At 55.5% G+C, this 20,287-nt stretch carries 19 protein-coding genes and 1 pseudogene; 9 read left to right on the forward strand and 11 right to left on the reverse strand.

Translation table 11 applies throughout. From position 1 onward, the window contains the following. The first annotated feature begins 158 nt into the window (after nucleotides 1-158). The 3 genes and pseudogenes from BY447_RS08120 to ppa all read left to right on the forward strand — a co-directional run bounded on the left by BY447_RS08120 (nucleotide 159) and on the right by ppa (nucleotide 1,709). Nucleotides 159-568: pseudogene (locus tag BY447_RS08120) on the forward strand (lysozyme inhibitor LprI family protein). Between the two features lie 60 nt (nucleotides 569-628). After that, a complete protein-coding gene (locus BY447_RS08125; RefSeq protein WP_013359160.1) occupies nucleotides 629-1,078 on the forward strand; it encodes a DUF441 domain-containing protein in 450 nt (149 codons plus the stop codon). A 100-nt stretch (nucleotides 1,079-1,178) separates the two neighbouring features. Then, nucleotides 1,179-1,709 (forward strand): inorganic diphosphatase, encoded by a 531-nt coding sequence (gene ppa / locus BY447_RS08130; protein ID WP_003855519.1) that lies wholly within the window; start codon nucleotides 1,179-1,181, stop codon nucleotides 1,707-1,709. A gap of 60 nt (nucleotides 1,710-1,769) precedes the next feature. Here ppa and BY447_RS08135 read toward each other — a convergent pair whose 3' ends face one another. From BY447_RS08135 to tamA, 3 genes are read right to left on the reverse strand one after another with little or no spacing between them, the layout of a single operon-like run. Then, a complete protein-coding gene (locus tag BY447_RS08135) occupies nucleotides 1,770-2,123 on the reverse strand; it encodes a gamma-glutamylcyclotransferase family protein (protein ID WP_013359161.1) in 354 nt (117 codons plus the stop codon). A 2-nt stretch (nucleotides 2,124-2,125) separates the two neighbouring features. Continuing rightward, nucleotides 2,126-5,893: an autotransporter assembly complex protein TamB gene (gene tamB, locus BY447_RS08140; protein WP_110330930.1), complete on the reverse strand. Its 3,768-nt coding sequence runs from the start codon at nucleotides 5,891-5,893 to the stop codon at nucleotides 2,126-2,128. Then, nucleotides 5,890-7,605, reverse strand: a complete 1,716-nt coding sequence (tamA, locus tag BY447_RS08145) for an autotransporter assembly complex protein TamA (RefSeq protein ID WP_199226949.1) — start codon at nucleotides 7,603-7,605, stop codon at nucleotides 5,890-5,892. Before tamA ends, tamB begins: the two co-directional genes overlap by 4 nt. A 516-nt stretch (nucleotides 7,606-8,121) precedes the next feature. Here tamA and BY447_RS08150 point away from each other — a divergent pair. Then, nucleotides 8,122-9,444 carry a hemolysin family protein gene (locus BY447_RS08150; RefSeq protein ID WP_013359164.1) on the forward strand — a complete coding sequence of 441 codons (1,323 nt, stop codon included), beginning with the start codon at nucleotides 8,122-8,124 and terminating at the stop codon, nucleotides 9,442-9,444. 81 nt (nucleotides 9,445-9,525) lie between these two features. Here the strand turns inward: BY447_RS08150 and BY447_RS08155 are convergent, their stop codons facing one another. Further along, on the reverse strand, nucleotides 9,526-9,732 hold the full coding sequence (locus BY447_RS08155; RefSeq protein WP_003855513.1) for a DUF1107 domain-containing protein: 207 nt from the start codon (nucleotides 9,730-9,732) through the stop codon (nucleotides 9,526-9,528). A gap of 315 nt (nucleotides 9,733-10,047) precedes the next feature. Between BY447_RS08155 and BY447_RS08160 the strand changes: the two genes are divergently transcribed. After that, nucleotides 10,048-10,605: a YtfJ family protein gene (locus tag BY447_RS08160; RefSeq protein WP_110330932.1), complete on the forward strand. Its 558-nt coding sequence runs from the start codon at nucleotides 10,048-10,050 to the stop codon at nucleotides 10,603-10,605. 66 nt (nucleotides 10,606-10,671) lie between these two features. On the opposite strand, the gene cysQ is transcribed toward BY447_RS08160, so the two are convergent. Beyond that, the gene (gene cysQ, locus BY447_RS08165) at nucleotides 10,672-11,415 is read right to left on the reverse strand and encodes a 3'(2'),5'-bisphosphate nucleotidase CysQ (protein WP_033734032.1); all 744 of its coding nucleotides are present in this window, start codon (nucleotides 11,413-11,415) and stop codon (nucleotides 10,672-10,674) included. 293 nt (nucleotides 11,416-11,708) lie between these two features. Between cysQ and BY447_RS08170 the strand changes: the two genes are divergently transcribed. Beyond that, nucleotides 11,709-13,652, forward strand: coding sequence for a bifunctional 2',3'-cyclic-nucleotide 2'-phosphodiesterase/3'-nucleotidase (locus BY447_RS08170; RefSeq protein WP_110330933.1), 1,944 nt, complete (start codon nucleotides 11,709-11,711; stop codon nucleotides 13,650-13,652). A 45-nt stretch (nucleotides 13,653-13,697) separates the two neighbouring features. Here BY447_RS08170 and fklB read toward each other — a convergent pair whose 3' ends face one another. Beyond that, the gene (gene fklB, locus BY447_RS08175; RefSeq protein ID WP_010256433.1) at nucleotides 13,698-14,318 is read right to left on the reverse strand and encodes an FKBP-type peptidyl-prolyl cis-trans isomerase; all 621 of its coding nucleotides are present in this window, start codon (nucleotides 14,316-14,318) and stop codon (nucleotides 13,698-13,700) included. 220 nt (nucleotides 14,319-14,538) lie between these two features. Between fklB and BY447_RS08180 the strand changes: the two genes are divergently transcribed. Then, entirely contained in the window at nucleotides 14,539-15,216 is a 678-nt protein-coding gene (locus BY447_RS08180) for a LysM-like peptidoglycan-binding domain-containing protein (RefSeq protein ID WP_158280074.1), read from the forward strand. A gap of 82 nt (nucleotides 15,217-15,298) precedes the next feature. On the opposite strand, the gene rplI is transcribed toward BY447_RS08180, so the two are convergent. The 4 genes from rplI to rpsF are packed head-to-tail and all read right to left on the reverse strand — an operon-like array spanning nucleotide 15,299 to nucleotide 16,739. Next, nucleotides 15,299-15,748: a 50S ribosomal protein L9 gene (rplI, locus tag BY447_RS08185; protein WP_003855506.1), complete on the reverse strand. Its 450-nt coding sequence runs from the start codon at nucleotides 15,746-15,748 to the stop codon at nucleotides 15,299-15,301. A 39-nt stretch (nucleotides 15,749-15,787) separates the two neighbouring features. Further along, nucleotides 15,788-16,015 (reverse strand): 30S ribosomal protein S18, encoded by a 228-nt coding sequence (gene rpsR, locus BY447_RS08190; RefSeq protein WP_002210155.1) that lies wholly within the window; start codon nucleotides 16,013-16,015, stop codon nucleotides 15,788-15,790. Nucleotides 16,016-16,019: 4 nt separating this feature from the next. Next, nucleotides 16,020-16,337, reverse strand: coding sequence for a primosomal replication protein N (gene priB / locus BY447_RS08195; RefSeq protein ID WP_013359169.1), 318 nt, complete (start codon nucleotides 16,335-16,337; stop codon nucleotides 16,020-16,022). A 6-nt stretch (nucleotides 16,338-16,343) separates the two neighbouring features. Then, the gene (gene rpsF / locus BY447_RS08200; RefSeq protein WP_003855334.1) at nucleotides 16,344-16,739 is read right to left on the reverse strand and encodes a 30S ribosomal protein S6; all 396 of its coding nucleotides are present in this window, start codon (nucleotides 16,737-16,739) and stop codon (nucleotides 16,344-16,346) included. Nucleotides 16,740-17,143: 404 nt separating this feature from the next. Here rpsF and BY447_RS08205 point away from each other — a divergent pair, with 404 nt between their 5' ends. Then, nucleotides 17,144-17,350, forward strand: coding sequence for a hypothetical protein (locus BY447_RS08205; RefSeq protein ID WP_013359170.1), 207 nt, complete (start codon nucleotides 17,144-17,146; stop codon nucleotides 17,348-17,350). Between the two features lie 49 nt (nucleotides 17,351-17,399). Here BY447_RS08205 and yjfP read toward each other — a convergent pair whose 3' ends face one another. Further along, nucleotides 17,400-18,149, reverse strand: a complete 750-nt coding sequence (gene yjfP / locus BY447_RS08210; protein ID WP_110330935.1) for an esterase — start codon at nucleotides 18,147-18,149, stop codon at nucleotides 17,400-17,402. Between the two features lie 159 nt (nucleotides 18,150-18,308). On the opposite strand from yjfP, the gene BY447_RS08215 reads away from it, so the two are divergent. Then, entirely contained in the window at nucleotides 18,309-20,240 is a 1,932-nt protein-coding gene (locus BY447_RS08215) for a methyl-accepting chemotaxis protein (protein ID WP_110330936.1), read from the forward strand. The last annotated feature ends 47 nt before the right edge of the window (nucleotides 20,241-20,287 follow it).

Below are 20,287 nucleotides of genomic sequence, written 5' to 3' on the forward strand. Positions count from 1 at the left end.
CCGTGTATGTGAAAAGGCGAATTTTGAAGCGGCCCTAAAGCGGAGAAATTATCGGCAGTAACGGGGCGAAACTTTAACTCTGATTAGTGTTAACAACTTGATCATCACAGAAACATCGCTCAATCTGATCGCCGCCTGCCCGCTATCCGGAGAAAAGAATGAAATCGGGATTACTTCTGATGCTACTGTTCGTCAGTACGGCGACGATAGCAAAGGATTTGCCTTCAGACGCCGCACTGGATCGCTGCCTCAATGACGCCTCTGCGACCCTTGCGATGAACCAGTGCTATGCTGCGGCCACAACGATCTGGGATCAGCAGATGAATCAGCAGTACAACACACTGATGAAGACCCTGAACGGCGACGCTAAAAACAGACTGCGTATTGCACAGCGCGCGTGGCTGAGCTACCGCGATAGCTGGCTTGCAGCGAGCCACAGCCAGCTGGCGACGCAGGGAACGCTGGGCAGCGTAGCGCTGAGTGCCCGGGCCTGAGCCTGGTACGCAATCAGGCATTGATGTTGCAGTCCCTCGGTAAAGGCAGTTGTGCCAACCCCGATGACTGCTGACCCATAACTCGCTTTTGCGCTGGCTGACGTCAGTGCGCTATTAACCTTCAGGGAGAAACCATGGCTGCTTACGCCTCGACATTGATTCTGATTGCCCTTGCCGTACTGAGCTATTTTGTTCACAACAACGCAGTCACCATTTCTATCCTGGTGCTGCTGGCGATTAAAATTACCCCGCTGGCGCAGTTCTTTCCCTACGTGGAAAAACAGGGCATTACCCTGGGCATCATTATTCTTACCGTGGCGGTAATGGCGCCGCTGGCCAGCGGCTCACTGCCCGCCTCCGCGCTGCTTAAATCCTTTGCCAACTGGAAGTCGATTGTGGCGATTGTGGTGGGGATTTTTGTCGCCTGGCTGGGCGGTCGTGGCGTGAACTTTATGAGCGTGCAGCCGTCGGTTATCGGGGGGCTGCTGATTGGTACGGTGATTGGCGTAGCGTTCTTCCGCGGCGTGCCGGTAGGACCACTGATTGCCGCAGGCATTGTTTCGCTGTTTGTGGCGGCTAAGTAGCGTTAGGGCGCATTCCGAAACGCCAAAAAGAGGGCATACTTTCAGAGTCAGTTGGCTATAATAGCCGACACTCAACATACGACTACTGAAGGAATGCCAGATGAGTTTGAACCAGGTGCCAGCAGGTAAAGACCTGCCAGAAGATATCTACGTTGTCATTGAGATCCCAGCGAATGCTGATCCGATCAAATATGAAGTTGATAAAGAGTCTGGTGCCCTGTTTGTAGACCGTTTCATGTCTACCGCCATGTTCTATCCGTGCAACTACGGCTACATCAACCACACCCTTTCTCTGGATGGTGATCCGGTTGACGTACTGGTTCCGACCCCGTATCCACTGGTCCCGGGCTCAGTGATCCGCTGCCGTCCGGTTGGCGTGCTGAAAATGACCGACGAGTCTGGCGAAGATGCCAAACTGGTTGCCGTTCCGCACACCAAACTGTCTAAAGAGTACGATCACATCAAAGATGTGAACGACCTGCCAGAACTGCTGCGTGCACAGATCACCCACTTCTTTGAGCACTACAAAGATCTGGAAAAAGGCAAATGGGTGAAAGTGGATGGCTGGGATAACGCCGAAGCCGCTAAAGCCGAAATCATCTCCTCTTACGAGCGTGCACAGAAGAAGTAATTCTGCTGCCGGTTTGTGAGTCGAAAAAAAAAACACCGTCCAACTGGACGGTGTTTTTGTTCAGGCCTCTGGCTCCTCATCGCGCTTCAGCCAGTCACCACTCATAATGCGCTGGCGTCCTGCCACTGAGCGTTGATAGACATAAAGCCATGCACTGCCAAACGGCGTCTGAGTCAGATAACGTTTGTACTCTCCCCCTTTGGTGCGAAGCGCATCCAGCTCCGCAAGGGTTGAGGCATCAATGCGGTACACTTCACACTGTACCGCTCCATTGCCCTCTATGACGCCGGGATAATGCCCCAGACTGTAAAGCTCAAAGCCTTCAATCTGGTGATCACCCAGCCACTGCGCATTCGTCATCCAGTGACTGTTTCCCTGTTTGCGCCGTAAACTGCCGTAGACAATTATTCGCATTGCTAAAACTCAAACTGATAGAGCAAATCGAGAGCCTGATCCACACCGGATACGGCTTCCAGATAGAGCTTAGGCATCAGGCGGTAACGCAAGGTTAACGTCGCCAGTGAATCAAATATGCCAACACCGTATTTTACCTGCAGACCCGGTAGTACATAGCCACTGACCTGCACCTGCTGGCTGTCGCCAACACCCGCAGTATCAACGGCCAGATTACTGACACCGAATGTCTCCCCGATTTTACCCACAACCTGCCCACTTTGTGCAACCCCTAAGCCAACAAGGGCCGAAGTAAGGGCGTTACTGTCGCCGTCACTGCCCAGTCCCTGACCACGCAGCAGGTAGGAAAGCGCTTCCTGCTGCGACATTGCCGGATCGGAGAAGACTTCTGCTTTCGGCTCATCAGCAAGGCCAGTGACGCGCAGACCGGCGGTGACGCCATCTTCAGTCGCATCCGGGTTACGGATAGCTTCCAGATTGACGTAAGGCTGATCAGGCGGACCGGCAAACTGCAGCTCGCCTTTACGGACGATCAGATCCTGACCATAAGCGTGGAAGCGACCGGACGGAATGTTGATCTGGCCATTCAGACCAAGCCCTGTCCTATCCTGTACCAGTTTAAGATCGCCATTCAGTTTCGCTTTCAGGCCAAATGCCGAGAGCCGCACATCGTTACCGACGTGGATCACCAGATTACTGTTAATCGGGATCGCGGCGGTTTGCGGTGCAATTGGCTTCAGCTGTTCATCCAGCATCACCTCATCCGACGAGACGCCAGTGGCGCTTTCCGGCACTTCCTGCACCGTGATGCGCGCCCACGGAATGTCGACCCGGCCATCAAGGTTAAAGGCGGCTGGCGTCGCTTCAAACACCAGATCCGGCGAGACATCCATACGCACCATCGGCGGTACGGTTACGCGAACCCGGCTGCCCTGCGCCGCAATGCGCGCACGCCAGTTATCAAGCTGACTCCAGTCCGCGTTACCGCTGAGGTTAATGTTGCCCTGCGCGGTCTGCACCAGCCCGTTCAGGGTCGAGCTCATGCCGTTGAACACCAGATTCAGGTTAGCGGCTGTGAGATCGACCGGCATAAAGTTGCCATCCACATCGACACCCGTCAGACCAAGCTGACCAAATACCTGCGGCTGCTGGATGCTGCCACCCAGACGCAGGCTGCTGTTCAGGCTGCCTTTGATCTTCTCACCCTGCATCAGCGCCGGATTGATCATCGCCAGCGAGATATTGCGGATATTAACGTTGCCGCCCAGCGTACGGCGGTTTTGCGGATCGTCGATCTGCACGTTGCCATCCAGCTGCCCGTTTTTGGCGATGCGGATCAGCCAGTCGAGCTTAGCACGTCCGTTTTGCAACGCGGCATTGAGGTTCAGCGTGTCGAAGGCGATCGGCAGGTTATTGCCCTGCACATCCTGCACCACTTTCACGCCGTTGCCTTTCAGCGCCACGGTGCCGGTCGGCAGCGCGCCGTCGGCCGTCCAGTTGACGCGCACATCGCCGCTGAACAGGCCGCTGAGCTGGGTCGCATCCGGCATAAACGGCTTCACCATCGCCAGGTCAAAGCGATTCAGCACGACATGCGCCTTGCCTGCCGGCCCGGCTTCTACCGGTTCTGGTACACAAATCTGTGCATTCGGGTTCTGCCAGCAGTGCGGCCCGATGGTCGCCGTCTGGCGGCTGTTGAGATAGTCGATGGCCATCGCGCGGGTCAGACGCCACTCGCCGACAGGCGTATCAAAATGGGTATCGTTCAGCGTGCCTCTCCAGCGTTCGGTCTGGCGATCGAAGCTGCCGTTCAGCGCCAGCTGGCCAGAGACCGGTTTGCCCTGCACATTCAGCTTCAGCTGATGCTGATGCTCGTTGCCGTCCGCATTCAGCGTCAGCAGGCTGATGTTCAGCGCATCCTGCTTCAGTTGCTCGACGCGCAGTTGCAGTTTACCCGCCACCTGTTCGCCGGAGCGCACGTCACCATTCAGCGTAACGCGATTGATCTGCATCTGCTGCCAGCGCAGACCACGGGCATTGAGATCGGCCAGCAGCTGTGGGGCTTTCAGGGTGCCACGCGCTTTGATAGTGCCGTTGACGACACCACCCAGACCGGGCAGCGCATTGTCGAGCTGTGGCGCGTCGATGCTGGCATCAAGATCCAGACTATCGCCCAGCGCCCCTTTGACATCCAGATGGTTGCGTCCCAGCGCCAGCTTAATGCCCGGCACCGTCCACTGGTTGTAGCTGTTACCGGTCAGCGAGCCGTCAGCGGTCACGGCATTCTGCTTCACGTTTCCTTTCAGCTGAAGCTGCGGCACACTCAGCTGCCAGCTGCCGCCATAGAGACTGCCGCGGGTGGTGATTTTTCCATCCAGCCGCGCCGGCCAGTCAGGATACTGTTTTGCGGTGTTGATCCCGGCCAGCGTCAGCTCACTGCGCCAGCTGATCGCCTTGCTCCAGTCCACCAGCGCGGTGAGGTCAATATTGCCCTGCAATGCAGCCACGCGCAGGCGATCCAGGCTGAACTGCTCAACATTGCCTTTACCCGTCAGCGAGACAGTGGCTGGTGGTACCGACTCGCCCTTCACGGCGGTCTGCAGTGACATCACATAGTCGGTGGCTTTGCCTTTAAACTGATAGTTCAGGTCATCCGCCTGATACTGAACCGGGCCGGTTAACGGCCAGCGTAACTGCGGGCTGGTTAACTGCAGTGACAGCGGCAGTCCTGCTACCGCCAGCTGCGTCGTGGCGTCCAGCTGCGCCTTCACCGGACCGGAAAGATTCAGTCCCAGCTTCAGCTCGTCGCGCATTGCACCATTCAGTTTCAGCGCCAGCTTTTCGCCTTTGATCGGATCGGTGTTAACCGTGCCGTTCAGGGTGAAATCGACCGGCCAGTTATCCGCCAGCGTCGCCTGTCCGCTGCCGTTGAGGTTGCCAAGATTCGAGTCCACTTCAAGCGTCGTCAGTTGCATATGACGATCGGCGGTTTTAGCTTTCAGCAGTAACCGGCTGACGGAGATATCGGTGTCGCCGGTAATGCGCAGCTGTTCACCCAGAATCTGCTGCACCTCAATATCCAGCGGCAGACGGAAATCGGGCAGCGCAGGCAGCAGCGGTTGGGCAAACATCGCCTGCAGCGTTTCACCCAGCGGTTTCTCCGCAGGATGAGGCTGCTGAACCTTCGGCTCCACCACCTCTTCATTCACGACTTTCGCCGCTTTCGGCAGCGCAATCAGCAGGCTTTGAATATGGGTCGGATTCAGCGTCAGCGCGCGATCCTGCCATTGCAGGCCAGTAGTGAAGTCGAGCAGCGAGATCGCCGTGTCATCCACTTTGACATTGATGTTGTGCAGGCCAAGGTGACGCAGCGTAATCGGGTATGGCGTACTGAGGTTAGTGTTGCCACTTTCCTCTTCCGGCGCTGGCGCAGCAGGTGTCATCTTCTTACTGTCGACGACCACGCTGATATCACGCAGGGAAACATCGTTAACGCATACGGAGGAGTGCAGCAGGCAGTTGAGATCCACCGCCAGATGGATTTGCCCGGCATCGACGCTGACGCCTGGCATCTCAAAACGCAGACCGTTGAGCGTCAGGTTACGCCAGCCGCCATCAACCTGTCTGATGGACAGGCCGGGCACCCAGCGCGATGCCCCCTTCAGCACTAAATGCAGCCCCGGCGTGGTACCGATTAAAAATGCCACACCGCCCAACAGCAGTACCAGAAAGATCAGAATACCGATCAGGACCTTTTTCCACAGCTTCATAGTTCTGGCCCCAGCCCTACGTAAAATTGTAATCCATGTGCCTCGTCATCCCCGATGGGTCTGGCGATATCAAATTTGATGGGGCCAACCGGCGAAGACCAGCGCACGCCGACGCCCGCGCCGGTTTTGATATTGCTCTGTTTGATGTCGTTAACGGCTTCACCCGAGTCAACGAACACCGCGCCCCACCATTTTCCGGTGACGTTGTACTGATATTCCAGCGATCCGGTGGCGAGTTTGGATGCACCAGTGAGTTTGCCGTCGTCGTCACGCGGTGAAATGTTTTTGTATTTGTAGCCGCGAATACTGCGGTCGCCCCCGGCAAAGAAGCGCAGATCCGGCGGCACTTTGTCAAAGTCGTTGGTTTCGATCCAGCCAAGATTGCCGCGCGCCACAAAGCGATGGCTGTCGCCCAGCGTGCGGATCCAGACGTTCTGCGCCTGCAGGATCAGGAAGTCAACGTCTGAACCCCAGGTCGTATCAGAGACGTCCACCGAGTAGCGCTGTGAATCGCCCCACGTCGGCATCAGACCGCCACGCGAACGGGTACGGTTTATGCTGACGCCGGGATAGAGCAGCATCGTGGTGTTGGTCACGCTGCCCTGCGTAAAGTGATCCAGGCTCCAGCGCAGGTTAACTGCCTTCTGCCAGCCGCTGCTGCTGTCCCAGTTACGCGACATCGCCAGCGTCGTGGTGTCGGCTTTAGTGTCGTTGAGGTCGGTGCGCTTCAGGCCGCCAGAGAAGGTGTAGTACTGCTCCAGCGGGCTTTTCAGCAGCGGCACTTTGTAGCTGAGATCGACCTGCTGTTCCGGCGCAGAAACGTAGGCGCTGGCCGCCAGGCTGTGGCCGCTATCGTTGATCCACGGTTTTTTCCAGGTGCCTTTCAGGCGCGGACCGACATCTGTGGAGTAGCCGACACCGGTTTCAATGGTGTTTTCGGTGCGGGGCGACATTACGGCATTCAGCGGCAGGACTTTGGTCTGGCGTCCCTTGCTGAATTCGGGCGCGACCACCACCGAATTAAACCAGCCGGTGGCGGAGAGACGCCGATTCAGTTCGGCTAAATCACGGGAGCTGTAGTAATCCCCCTCTTTGAACGGCACCAGGTTCTGCAGGTACTCTTCGCGAATCTGCGAACCCTGGAACGTGACGTCGCCAAAGCGATAGCGCTCGCCGCTGTCGTAATCAATATCCCAGAAGGCTTCCCGCCGCTCTACCGAGACGCCGAGTTGGCTTTTTTTAAAGGTGCCGTCGAAATAGCCGTTACGCAGCGCAAGATTTGAGAAGCCGCTTTTGAATTTGTCATATTGCCCGTGGTTAAGCTGCGTACCCACTTTGGGCCGTCCCTGCTTCACCCAGGCTTTATAATCTGCGTCATTGCGCGCATCGCCTTCGACCACGATGGTGCTGCCGCCGATTTTTACCGGTTCACCGGGGGTGACATGGGCCACTAATACCGGGCGTCCGCCCTGCGCTGGCGCGGGGCGGGATTCAAAATCAATGGTGGGTTCATAATAACCGAGTGCGCGCAGCCCCTCTTTTATCGCAACAGAAACACGCGCGCGAAAACGACCATCGTTAGAGACCTCATCGCTGCCGATGGTCGACAGGCGCGCCCTGACATTTCGCTGAAGATCCCCGGTTAAGCCGTCTACCTGTAATCGCACTGTCGCCGCCTCAAGGGCGGGCGCGGCAAGCAGCAGGCCAGCCATGCAATAAACATAAAATCGTGGCACCTGTACTCCTGTTAATCATGCCAGCCCCTTTTCCGCGGGGCACTTATTAATCATCTTTGCCCGCACTACCGCAACGGCAACACCCTCATCATAGCCGCACTTTATGGTAAACGGCGACGCAACGCTGACATCTAAGTCAAATAACAGGGTATTGTCGGTAAATGGAGATCGCGATACAACTCCCGAGGGGCGGAATGATCAAATCCGGATGACTCACTCAGATAAATCCGAGTCAATAACCGGCCGCTCTGGACGCAGATGCGGTGTGATGCGGCGGTTTGCCCTCTGGCGGCACAATGAGCGCTCCTGCTATAATCTGCCACCACAGGCATTCCGCCTGTTTTCATTTCTGCCCCGACATCTTTTTCCTGTCGAACAGGCGCAGACATTTTTGGCACGGATAGCTGTGATTCACGGATAAACCAACTCTGTTTGCGCTTACCCACGCTGCCCAGGCCAAAAATGACAAGTGGATAACCCTTTGGATCTCATATGTTAGATAGCTTGCTTGTCATTCTGTTGCTGATCGTAATCAGTGCCTTTTTTTCTCTGTCAGAGATATCGCTGGCGGCCGCCCGTAAGATCAAACTGAAACTGCTCGCCGATGAAGGCAACGTTAATGCGCAGCGTGTGCTTAAAATGCAGGAAACGCCGGGCATGTTCTTCACCGTGGTGCAGATTGGCCTTAACGCCGTCGCCATCCTGGGCGGTATTGTCGGCGACGCCGCCTTTTCACCGGTTTTCAGCGGCCTGTTTAACCGCTTTGTTTCACCGGAACTGGCGGAGCAGCTCAGCTTTATCTGCTCATTCACTATCGTGACCAGCCTGTTCATCCTCTTTGCCGATTTAACCCCAAAGCGGGTTGGTATGGTCGCCCCGGAAACCATCGCGCTGCGCATCATCAACCCAATGCGTTTCTGCCTGCTGGTGATGCGTCCGCTGGTCTTTCTGTTTAACGGCCTTGCCAACGTCTTCTTCCGTATTTTCAAACTGCCGATGGTGCGTAAAGATGACATCACCTCTGACGACATCTATGCCGTCGTTGAAGCGGGTGCGCTGGCGGGCGTGCTGCGTAAGCAGGAGCATGAGCTGATTGAAAACGTGTTTGAGCTGGAATCGCGTACCGTTCCCTCTTCAATGACCTCACGTGAGAATATCGTCTGGTTTGATCTGCATGAAGATGAGACCAGCCTCAAGACCAAAATCGCTGAACATCCGCATTCTAAGTTTCTGGTCTGCAGCGGTGATATCGATCATATCGTCGGTTATGTCGACTCTAAAGAGCTGCTGCTGCGTGTGCTGGGCAATCAGAGTATGGCGCTGAACAGTGGCCTGCAGATTCGCTCTGCGCTGATTGTGCCGGACACGCTGACCCTCTCCGAAGCGCTGGAAAGTTTTAAAACCGCTGGCGAAGATTTCGCGGTGATCATGAACGAGTATGCGCTGGTCGTGGGCATCATTACCCTGAATGACGTGATGACCACGCTGATGGGTGACCTGGTGGGCCAGGGCATGGAAGAGCAGATTGTGGCGCGCGATGAAAACTCATGGCTGGTTGAGGGCGGTACACCGATTGATGACGTGATGCGCGTGCTGGACATTGATGATTTCCCGCAGTCAGGCAACTACGAAACCATCGGCGGCTTTATGATGTATATGCTGCGTAAGATTCCGAAGCGTACGGATTTTGTGAAGTTTGCTGGCTACAAATTCGAGGTGGTGGATATTGATAGCTATCGCATCGACCAGCTGCTGGTTACCCGCATCGACGAACGACCGCCGGTGCTGAGCATGACGAAAAGTGAAGAAGAGTAGAATGACCGAGGGCCAGGTTCAGACTGTGAAATAAATAGTCTGACGGGCCAGACACTAAGGGCGCCATCGGCGCCCTTGATATTAGTTGAACTCAAGCTTGAGACGAACGACCTGGCGGTTAATTTCTGACATCACGCTCAGATGCTGTTTGTCTTTAACGCGCGGGATTAAGACTTTCCCTTTATCGAACTCGAACGCGCCAACGTCCTTGATATACAACCTTCCTTTGAACAGCGTTTTTACATATTTCGCTATTTGTAGCGGATTATAGCGCTGGAAGATCTTCATACTGACTAACTCCTGTACATTTTTAAAGCACGCTTCGCCGTTTCCAAATTTGGTTCCAGCCCATGAAGCGCGAATTCGCGATAACTATAGAACACTAAAATCGTCTGGTGTTCCGAAAAGTGAATTTTTTTACTGAATTGACACATCATTACAGAACACTCTGTTATCAGGGTCATACAAGACAGTATAAACCTTCATTGGTTAAGGAATTGTGGTGTCCATAACAAACCTGACACCTTTCCATGACAGGCGCATCATCCCTGCTTACTATTGCAGTAAAATGACTGACTGGTCCGATCACTTAAGGAAATAGCAATGCGAAACATTCTGACCGCTGTGGCGTTGTCTTTGCTGATACCAGCAAGCGTGATGGCCCATGACCTCAGGCTGGGATCACGAGTCCCCGCCACTGGCGTCAACGATAAGGGCGAATTGTTATTACAGCAGGAGAAGTTTAGCTACAAAAACTGGAATAGCGCGCAGCTCAGTGGAAAAATTCGCGTGGTCCAGCATATTGCTGGCCGCTCTTCCGCTAAAGAGATGAATGCGGCACTGATAGAGGCGATCAAAGCGGCGAAGCTGCCACACGATCGCTATCAGACCACCACTATCGTGAATACCGATGACGCCATTCCTGGCACCGGCATGTTTGTTCGCAGCAGCGTCGAGACCAACAAGCAGCAATATCCGTGGTCGCAGTTTATCATCGACAGCAAGGGCAATGTGCAGCATGCCTGGCAGTTACAGTCGGGCGGTTCCGCCATTGTGGTACTGGATAAACAGGGCAAGGTGAGATTTGTGAAGGATGGATCGCTGACGCAGGATGAAGTGACAAAGGTGATGGCGCTGCTGGCCTCACTGCTAAAAGAGTAATCGCTGAAATCCCGGCGGTCACAGCGCAACCGCCGGGATTTCATCAGCCTGCAAATTCAGACAGCATTAAAACAGGGAGACGCGGAAGCCAGGATTAAGGAAGGATTCGCGTGGCGCGTAGTCCAGGGTTTTACCCTGCCAGTCATGCACATGGGCGCCAGCGGCCATCGCCACGGCATGACCCGCGCCGGTATCCCAGATGTTGGTGGGCCCGAAACGGGGATAGAGCTGAGCTTTCCCTTCCGCCACCAGGCAGAATTTCAGAGAAGAGCCGGTGGCGACGGTCTGATGTTCACCCAGCTGTTTCAGGTACTCTTTCATCTCGGCGTCATCGCCATGTGAGCGGCTCACCACGACCAGCGGAGGACGCGCGTCACGGGCATGAATCTGTTCACGCTGACCGCCCTCCTCTTTCCACGCTTTACCGTCTGCAGCGGCGTACATGACGCCCAGCACCGGTGCATAAACCACGCCCATAACCGGCTTGCCCGCTTCGATTAGCGCAATATTGACGGTAAATTCGCCGTTGCGTTTGATGAACTCTTTGGTGCCATCCAGCGGATCGACCAGCCAGTAACGCTGCCAGTGCTGACGCACCTCCCAGGCTGGGGGATCTTCTTCTGACAGCACCGGGATCTCTGGCGATAACTGCTTCAGGCCCTTCATGATAACGTTGTGCGCCGCAATATCTGCAGCGGTCACCGGTGAATCGTCCGATTTGTGAGAAACGTCAAGCGGCGCGGCACCGTTATAGACCTGCATAATCGCGTCGCCCGCTTCGCGTGCCAGTTGGCAGATTTGCTCTAACATTTTTCACCTCGTTGTGTCTGTCTGCTGCGGGATAGGTTCACCCCAGCTAGTGACATTTTAGCAGTTCAGCCTGCAGTGCTCATGTGCAGGCAGGCTGACCCATCAATTCTTAGATATATCAATATCATAGTTATCCGACAATCGCCACGCCTGCGCCGCTGCGCCTCCGTCGTATAAGAATCCGCCGCTGGCTGATGCGTCAAAACGTTATATCCATCACGATTTAAAATGACTATCTGTCATGCTTTTACATTATTTTGAGAGCCTTAATTTAATTTGCAGCAGGAGCAAGCATGTTTAAGCCCGGAATGATGTTACTGGCCCTGAGCGTTTCCATCGCAACCCAGGCCGCAACGGTAGATTTGCGGATACTGGAAACCACCGATCTGCATAGCAATATGATGGATTTCGACTATTACAAAGACACCCCAACCGCGAAGTTTGGCCTGGTGCGAACCGCCACGCTGATTCACGCCGCGCGCCAGGAGGTGAAGAACAGTCTGCTGGTCGATAACGGTGACATCATCCAGGGCAGCCCGCTGGGTGACTATATGGCGGCCAAAGGATTACGTGAGGGCGAGATCCATCCGGTCTATAAGGCGCTCAATACGCTGGATTACAGCGTCGGCAACCTCGGTAATCATGAATTCAATTATGGCCTGCCCTACCTGAAAAAAGCGCTGGCAGGCGCCCGCTTTCCTTATGTAAATGCCAACGTGATTGACGTGAAGAGCGGCAAACCGCTGTTTACCCCATACATCATCAAATCCACCACGGTGGTTGATCGCGACGGCAAAACACAGACTCTGAAGATTGGCTATATCGGCTTTGTGCCGCCGCAGATTATGGTGTGGGACAAAGCCAACCTGCAGGGCAAGGTGCGGGTCGACGACATCACCGAAACGGCACGCCGTTATGTGCCTGAGATGCGCGCACAGGGTGCCGATCTGATTATCGCTATCCCCCACTCTGGCCTGAGCAGCGAGCCGTATCACACGATGGCAGAGAACTCGGTTTACTATCTCAGCCAGGTGGAAGGCATCAACGCCATCCTGTTTGGTCATGCACATGCGGTCTTCCCCAGTGAGGAGTTCGCAGCCATTAAGGGTGCGGACATTGCTAACGGCACGCTGAACGGCATTCCGGCGGTGATGCCAGGCATGTGGGGCGATCACCTGGGCGTGGTCGATCTGGTGCTGAGCAATCAAGATGGACACTGGCAGGTAAGCAGCGGCAAAGCGCAGGCGCGGCCGATTTATGATATCGCCGCGAAGAAATCGCTGGCGGCGGAAGATCCGGCGCTGGTGAAAGTGCTCGCTGACGATCACCGCGCGACGCGGGAGTTTGTGGCGAAGCCTATCGGCAAATCCGCCGATGTGATGTACAGCTATCTGTCGCTGGTGCAGGACGACCCGACAGTGCAGATCGTCAATAATGCGCAGCGCGCCTACGTAGAACACTTTATTCAGGGCGATCCGGATCTGGGCCGACTGCCGGTGCTCTCTGCTGCTGCGCCGTTTAAAGCGGGCGGACGTAAAAACGACCCATCGAGCTACACCGAAGTGGAGAAAGGCGCGCTGACCTTCCGTAACGCCGCCGACCTTTATCTTTATCCCAATACGCTGGTAGTAATGAAAGTCACGGGCGCACAGGTCAAAGAGTGGCTGGAGTGTTCGGCGGGCCAGTTTAACCAGATCGATCCGCACAGCAGCAAAACGCAGTCGTTGATCAACTGGGATTTCCGCACCTATAACTTCGACGTCATTGATGGGGTAAATTACCAGATCGATGTGACCCAGCCCGCGCGCTACGATGCGGAGTGTCAGCTGATCCACCCGGATGCTTCACGTATCCGTCAGCTCACCTGGCAGGGTAAGCCCGTCGATCCGCAGGCCATTTTCCTGGTCGCGACCAATAACTATCGCGCTTACGGCGGCAAGTTTGCTGGCACCGGGGATAAATACATTGCCTTTGCTTCGCCGGACGAGAACCGGGCAGTGGTTGCGGCTTATATCAGCGCGGAAACCAAAGCACACGGTGAAGTGCAGCCGAAGGCGGACAATAACTGGCGTCTGGCACCGATTACCTCATCCACCCCGCTCGATATTCAGTTTGAAACGGCACCGGGTGATAAGGCGACCGGCTTTATTCAGCAGCATGCACAATATCCGCTTCAGCCCAAAGGGACAGATGCGATTGGCTTTGCGATGTGGCAGGTGAATTTACAGCAGAAATAAGGCGGGAGAAGACGCTGCAACCGGGTTGGTTGCAGCGTCCGGGTATTACAGAATTTCCAGCAGCTCAACTTCGAAGATCAGGGTGCTGAATGGCGGGATAGAGGCACCCGCACCGCGCTCGCCATACGCGAGGTTCTGTGGGATGACCAGTTCCCATTTTGAGCCAACCGGCATCAGAGTCAGTGCTTCGATCCAGCCAGGGATAACACCGCTTACCGGGAATTCTGCCGGTTCGCCACGGGCAACCGAACTGTCGAATACGCTGCCGTCGATCAGTTTGCCGGTGTAGTGAACGCGTACGCGATCCTGACGTGATGGGATTGGACCTTCGCCCTGAGTAATCACGCTGAACTGCAGGCCTGATTCGGTGCTGCTCACGCCTTCACGCTGCGCATGTTCCTGCAGGAACGCCTGACCTTCTGCTGCCATGGCTTCGGTACGCTCACGACGTACGCCTTCCGCACGTTCGTGTACTTCACGCAGTGCGCGATGAACCACGTCAACCGGTACGGCCGGTGAGTTCCCTTCCAGCGCGTCGCGCAGACCCGCGAGCAGTGCTTCTGGTTGCAGACCCTGCAGACCAGATTCCAGCAACTGCTGGCCAACCTGTAAACCAATACCGTAACTTGCTTGTGCTTCGACGCTGTCGAAAGAAGGGGTAGTCATCTTCGTTCCTTTCACTCTCGGATAAATTCGAACCGGCAGCATAGCAGCGCAGGCCGCTGGCGTAAAATGCCCTGCGTCGCAGATGACTTTTGCGGGGGAAAGAGAAACAATAGAGCCGTCAAATTTATCAATGCTGGCAGGCACTTCGCGCCGGTATTGCCCATACTATAACTATCGATGGGGATCATCCCGTCTGTAGCACCTGAATAAGAGAGCAAACATGGGCCAGATTGCCCCACGACGCCGCAGGATGCGTGCACAACATATTGTATCCCGGCTGCAGAGCTGGCTGGCCGCACGCAGGTCACAGCAGCCTGCCGGAGAGGAGAAACCCCGAATGGCTTCAGACGCGTCATCCCGCCTGCCGACATGGCTTCAGCGTATCTGGCATTTTACCGACCACATTCGCTGGATGGACCCGCTGCCTGCGCCGCACCGTCGGGGCATCGTTGCCGCTCTGCTGGTGATGCTGGTGGCGTTTCTCTGGCCCGCCAGTACATTGCGCTATCCGGTTGATCAGCCTGTCGCACCGCAGGCTGAGAAAGAGGTGCCGATGCAGGCGGATATTTATGAAAACAACGGTACCCGTCAGCCTTCATCCTCGCAATCTCAGCAGACGCCAAAAGCCGATTCTCAGGGGGAATGGCGTAACCTGACCATTGCATCCGGTCAGACGCTGGCGCAGCTGTTTCGTGACAATAGCCTGCCGGTCAATGATGTGTTTGCGATGGCGCGGGTGGAAGGCAGCGATCAGCCGCTCAGCACACTGAAAAGTGGCCAGCAGGTTAAAATCCGTCAGGATGCGCAGGGCGTGGTAACAGGACTGACCGTGGATGGCGCTAACGGCCCGGTGCTGTTTACCCGTCAGCCCGATGGCAGCTTTATTCGCGCGCAGTAACGCGAACAGTGCCTGGAGAAAGGCATAAAAACAAAAACGCCGGCACAGGGCCGGCGTTAATGTCGTGCTCAGTTAATCAGGATTAACCAGCAACAACTTTCACGTTCAGTTTAGCGAAGACTTCGCTGTGAACCTGGAAGCTTACTTCATGCTCACCGGTAGTGCGCAGAACGCCGTTTGGCAGACGAACTTCGCTCTTAGCCACTTCAACCCCTGCTGCAGTCACTGCATCAGCGATGTCGCGGGTACCGATTGAACCGAACAGTTTACCTTCATCGCCTGCTTTAGACGTGATGGTTACCGTGCCCAGTGCATTGATTTTCTCAGCGCGAGCAGTTGCTGCAGACTGAACGTCAGCCAGTTTGGCTTCCAGTTCAGCACGGCGTGCTTCGAAGAACTCAACGTTTTTCTTAGTAGCAGGAACAGCTTTGCCCTGTGGTACTAAGAAGTTACGAGCGTAGCCCGCTTTAACGTTAACCTGATCACCCAGGGTGCCAAGGTTTGCTACTTTATCAAGCAGAATAACTTGCATTACCTTATCCTCTTAAAGTCGTTAATGGACAGTTGCCGATTACTGATGACGATCAGTGTACGGCAGCAGAGACAGGTAACGCGCGCGCTTGATGCAGCGAGCCAACTGACGCTGGTATTTTGCACGAGTACCGGTGATACGGCTCGGGACAATTTTACCGCTTTCGGTAATGTAGTTTTTCAACGTTGCGATGTCTTTGTAATCGATCTCAACAACGCCTTCCGCGGTGAAACGGCAGAACTTGCGACGACGGAAATAACGTGCCATTAGGCTAGTCTCCAGAATCTATCAATTCAATCTGCTCGGCATGGAACACCACTTTGCTCTGGCCATTTCGTGCCTGATGGCAACTAATGAAACCGTCGAGTGTGAGTTGCGTGCCGACCGTTATATGTTGAGTAATCACCTGATGGGCGCTGCCGCTAATAATAACAGGCATACGACACCAGGCTTGCCGGTGAAACCCGGCCTCCTCCTGCACTGAGCGGTGCTCAAGCACGAACTGACAGTGAGGAATTCCTGACGGGCTAACTCTTCGAACCGGTGTCCTGCACACAGTGCCAGACAGGCGAAGCCGATTGACCGTCACGATGGATTACTCTTCAGAATCCCCAGCATCTGACTCATCAGCGGATTCGTTAGCAAAATCTTCGCGACGATCACGACGCTCATCTTTCGCTTTAACCATCGGCGATGCTTCAGTTACCGCGTTTTTAACGCGCATAACCATGCTACGGATAACGGCGTCGTTGAAGCGGAAGTTCGTTTCCAGCTCATCGATCGCTTCCTGCGGCGCTTCAACGTTCATCAGAACGTAATGCGCTTTGTGCAGTTTGTTGATCGGGTAAGCCAGCTGACGGCGGCCCCAGTCTTCCAGACGGTGAATCGTGCCTTCTGCACCAGTGATAGCACCAGTGTAACGCTCGATCATGCCAGGAACCTGTTCGCTCTGGTCAGGATGAACCATAAATACGATTTCGTAATGACGCATCGAAATTGCTCCTTACGGATTATTCAGCCTCCTGTCGGGGTCAACCGCGGCCCATGGAAGCAAGGAACGTTATAGGCTGTGTCCCACAAAGGTTCGCTGTGACGAGCGCTTGTGGGACACAGCCTGAGAATGCGGCTGAAAAATTGACGCGTAATCATACTGGCGACGGTCCCCGAACTCAAGCGCACATTTAAACAAATTGCCGGCAGCGTGCCAGATACCGTGGCTTTTTGTGCTAATGATGTGAATACAGCGGGTTAATACCGCTTTGTTCAAAAACGCTGACAGAGAGGTTCAGAGGAACGATCTGGCGATAATATGCTCAGTCGCTAAACTGAATAAAGACGCGACGGTTCGCTTAGTGGCGTCATTGAGAGTGTGTTCCCTGAAGTGAGGAGTCGGGCATGAAAACGTTCGTCATCGCCACTTTACTGGGTCTCTTCCTGTCTCCACCCGCTCTTGCCAGCTATGCTGACTGTGCGCAGCAGATGAGAAGTCACAGCAGCGAAGCGGCATCGGGTTATGTCTACGTTAACCGGCTGGATACGCCGGAAAGAAACCCGGTTAATGCGCCTGCCAGAACAGCAGAAAAATCGTCTGCACACTGGTAAGGGCCGGTAAGTTTACGGGCGGCAGAGTCCTTCTCCGCCCGTTCATCGTTTAAAGCTGATTTTTAAAAAAACTGACCAGCGCCGTTAAAGCGGATGGGGTGATCTTGTGACCAATCTGCTTTTCTGACAGTGAGGTCAGATGCTGGGCCAGCCCGTTTTCACGCAGTGCGCGCTCCAGTCGTACGCTCTCCGCCCAGGGCACCACCTCATCCGCCTCGCCATGCCACAACAGCAACGGACGGTTTGACAGTGCCTCCAGATGGTTGCAGGGATCATAGTCCGCCAGCGGGGCCATGCGGGCCACAAACTGCGCCTTTTGCTCCGGCGTGTCAGCCACCAGCGGCGGAAACAGCGACTCGCTGAGCTGCATAAAATAGCCCGATCCCATCATGCAGGCGACGCTCTGAATCTGCGGATAACGTGCCATCGCACCCAGCGCCGTCATGCCGCCCATTGACGCACCCGCCACCGCGAAATGTCCGTCAGCGATCAGACTCTTATTACGCAGCGCAGTCTCCAGCAGCGGCAGCTCATCAATGTTCTGCTTCAGAATCTCCCAGAAGCGCCCCAGCCGTGCTTCGGCGTCACCGTGATAACGCGCGCCGTGCAGCTCGGCATCCGGCATGACTGCCCGAAATCCCGCCTGCGCCAGCGCAACGGCGAAGTAGGCGTAGACCTCTTTTGATGAGGTGAAGCCGTGATAAAACAGTATGGTCGGCAGTGGCTGATGTCGCTGTCCGGCAGGCGTAGCATGCAGGCATTCGATACCGGCCAGCGTTTCTGTGGTGAGTTCAATCATGGTCTCTCCTGAGCAGGGGCAAGGCGTGCCGTTCAAGTGTACGTTCTGCGGGTTAATTTGCGAAATTCCCCGCTGCGCTTAGTTATGCTTTTCCACGCTAAACTTTTTCCGCAGCGTGCCGTTGATCGTGTATTCCCCTAACTTGATCAAAGGTAATTTATGAAGCGTCTCTCTCTCAGCGGACTGAGTCTCGGAGTTAAGCTGTCTGTACTGACGTCTCTCAGCGTAGCGCTGCTGTTACTGGTACTGACACTGACTCAAAGCCACAACGCCTCGCGCCAGCTGGAAAATCTCGCCATTGATGACATGCACAATCAGGTGCAGGGCATCAGTGAAATGGTCACGATGTTCAATGCCACTCTCACCGAAGAGGTGTCTCATTACACCAGCCTCTTTACCAGCTTTCTGCCTAAGCGCTTTAGCCTGGATGAAAGCTCGCGGGTACAGGTCGGTGCCTTTTCGACGCCCGTGCTGCGCGCCGGGTTAAAAACGCTGAACCTCGACCAGAGCGCCGTAGACGATTTCACCGAACGTACCGCCGCCGTGGCGACCATTTTTGTGCGCGACGGCGACGATTTTATCCGTATTTCCACCTCCCTGAAAAAGCAGGATGGCAGCCGCGCGATTGGTACGCAGCTTGACCGCACAGGTGCCGCCTGGAAAAGCGTTCATCAGGGCGAGGTGTATCAGGGGCTGGCCACGCTGTTCGGCCACCGCTACATCACCCAGTATCAGCCAGTAAAAGATGAGAGTGGCAATGTCGTCGCCATCCTGTTTGTCGGCGTAGGCATTGATAAGCAGTATGCCCTGATGCGCGAGAAGATTCTGGCACGCCGGCTGGGCGACAGCGGCCATTTCTATGTGCTCAACGGCACGCCCGGCAAGAATCAGGGCGAGTATCTGTTCGATCAGCACAACGAAGGGAAACGGCCAGACTGGGATGACGCGACACTGCAGCCGCTGCTGACGCAGCCGCAGGGCATGCAGCAGGTGGAGATCAACGGTGAGCAGCAGATGCTGGCATGGCAGCAGTTGCCGGGCTGGAACTGGGTGATTACCGGTGAAGTTAACCGTGCCAGCCTGCTCGCCCCGATTACCCACAGCCGTAATCTGTTCCTGATTACCGGACTGATTCTGGTGGTGATCTTCGCGCTGGGCTTTGTCTGGTACAGCCGTCGGGCGATTACCCGTCCGCTGCAGCAGGTGATCCATCTGGCGGAGCAGTATGCCGCCGGAAATCTGCAGGTCCATATGGATACCCGCCGTCGTGATGAAGTCGGTCAGTTGATTATTGCGATTAACAGCATTGGCGATGGGCTGGAAAAAATCGTCGGCCAGGTGCGTGGCGCAGCGCAGGAGATCAGCGACGGCACGGACACCATCGCGGCCAGCAGCCATAACATCAGTGAGCAGATCGGGCGTCAGGCCAGCAGCGTGGAGCAGACCTCAGCCAGCATGGAGCAGTTTGGTGCCACGGTCGAACACACTGCTGACAGCCTGCGTCAGGCGATGTCACTGGTGGCCGAAGCCAGCGATATCGTCAGTCATGGCAGCCAGACGGTGGTGCGCTCGGTCAACACCATGTCAGCCATTAAGGTGTCATCGCAAAGCATTGCGGATATCACCCATGTGATTGAGTCGATCGCCTTCCAGACCAATATTCTGGCACTGAATGCGGCCGTTGAAGCAGCCCGAGCCGGTGAACAGGGCCGTGGCTTTGCCGTGGTGGCCGCAGAAGTGCGTGCGCTGGCACAGCGTTCCGCGCAGGCCGCCAAGGAGATAGATGGACTGATTGCCACCTCCATCACCAATGTGGCGGAGGGCCACCAGCTCTCTGAGCAGACGCGCGATGCGATGACCGACATTGTGACCCACATCGAACAGGTGCAGGCGCTGATGGGCGAGATCAACGTGGCAGCACAGGAGCAGGCGGCGGGTATCGGCCAGGTGAATCTGGCGATGAACCAGATCAGCCAGGCGACCCATCAGAACAGCGAACTGGTGGCACAGGCAGAAAACAGCGCACAGAACCTGAGTGATAAAGGGCATCACCTGACCCAACTGGTCAGCGTTTTCAGCCTTAAATCCTGACGTCATTCAGGACGATGACATACACTTACTGTTTCGTCCTGAACAGG

The organism is Pantoea sp. JKS000250 (assembly GCF_003201065.1).
GTDB lineage: Bacteria > Pseudomonadota > Gammaproteobacteria > Enterobacterales > Enterobacteriaceae > Pantoea > Pantoea vagans.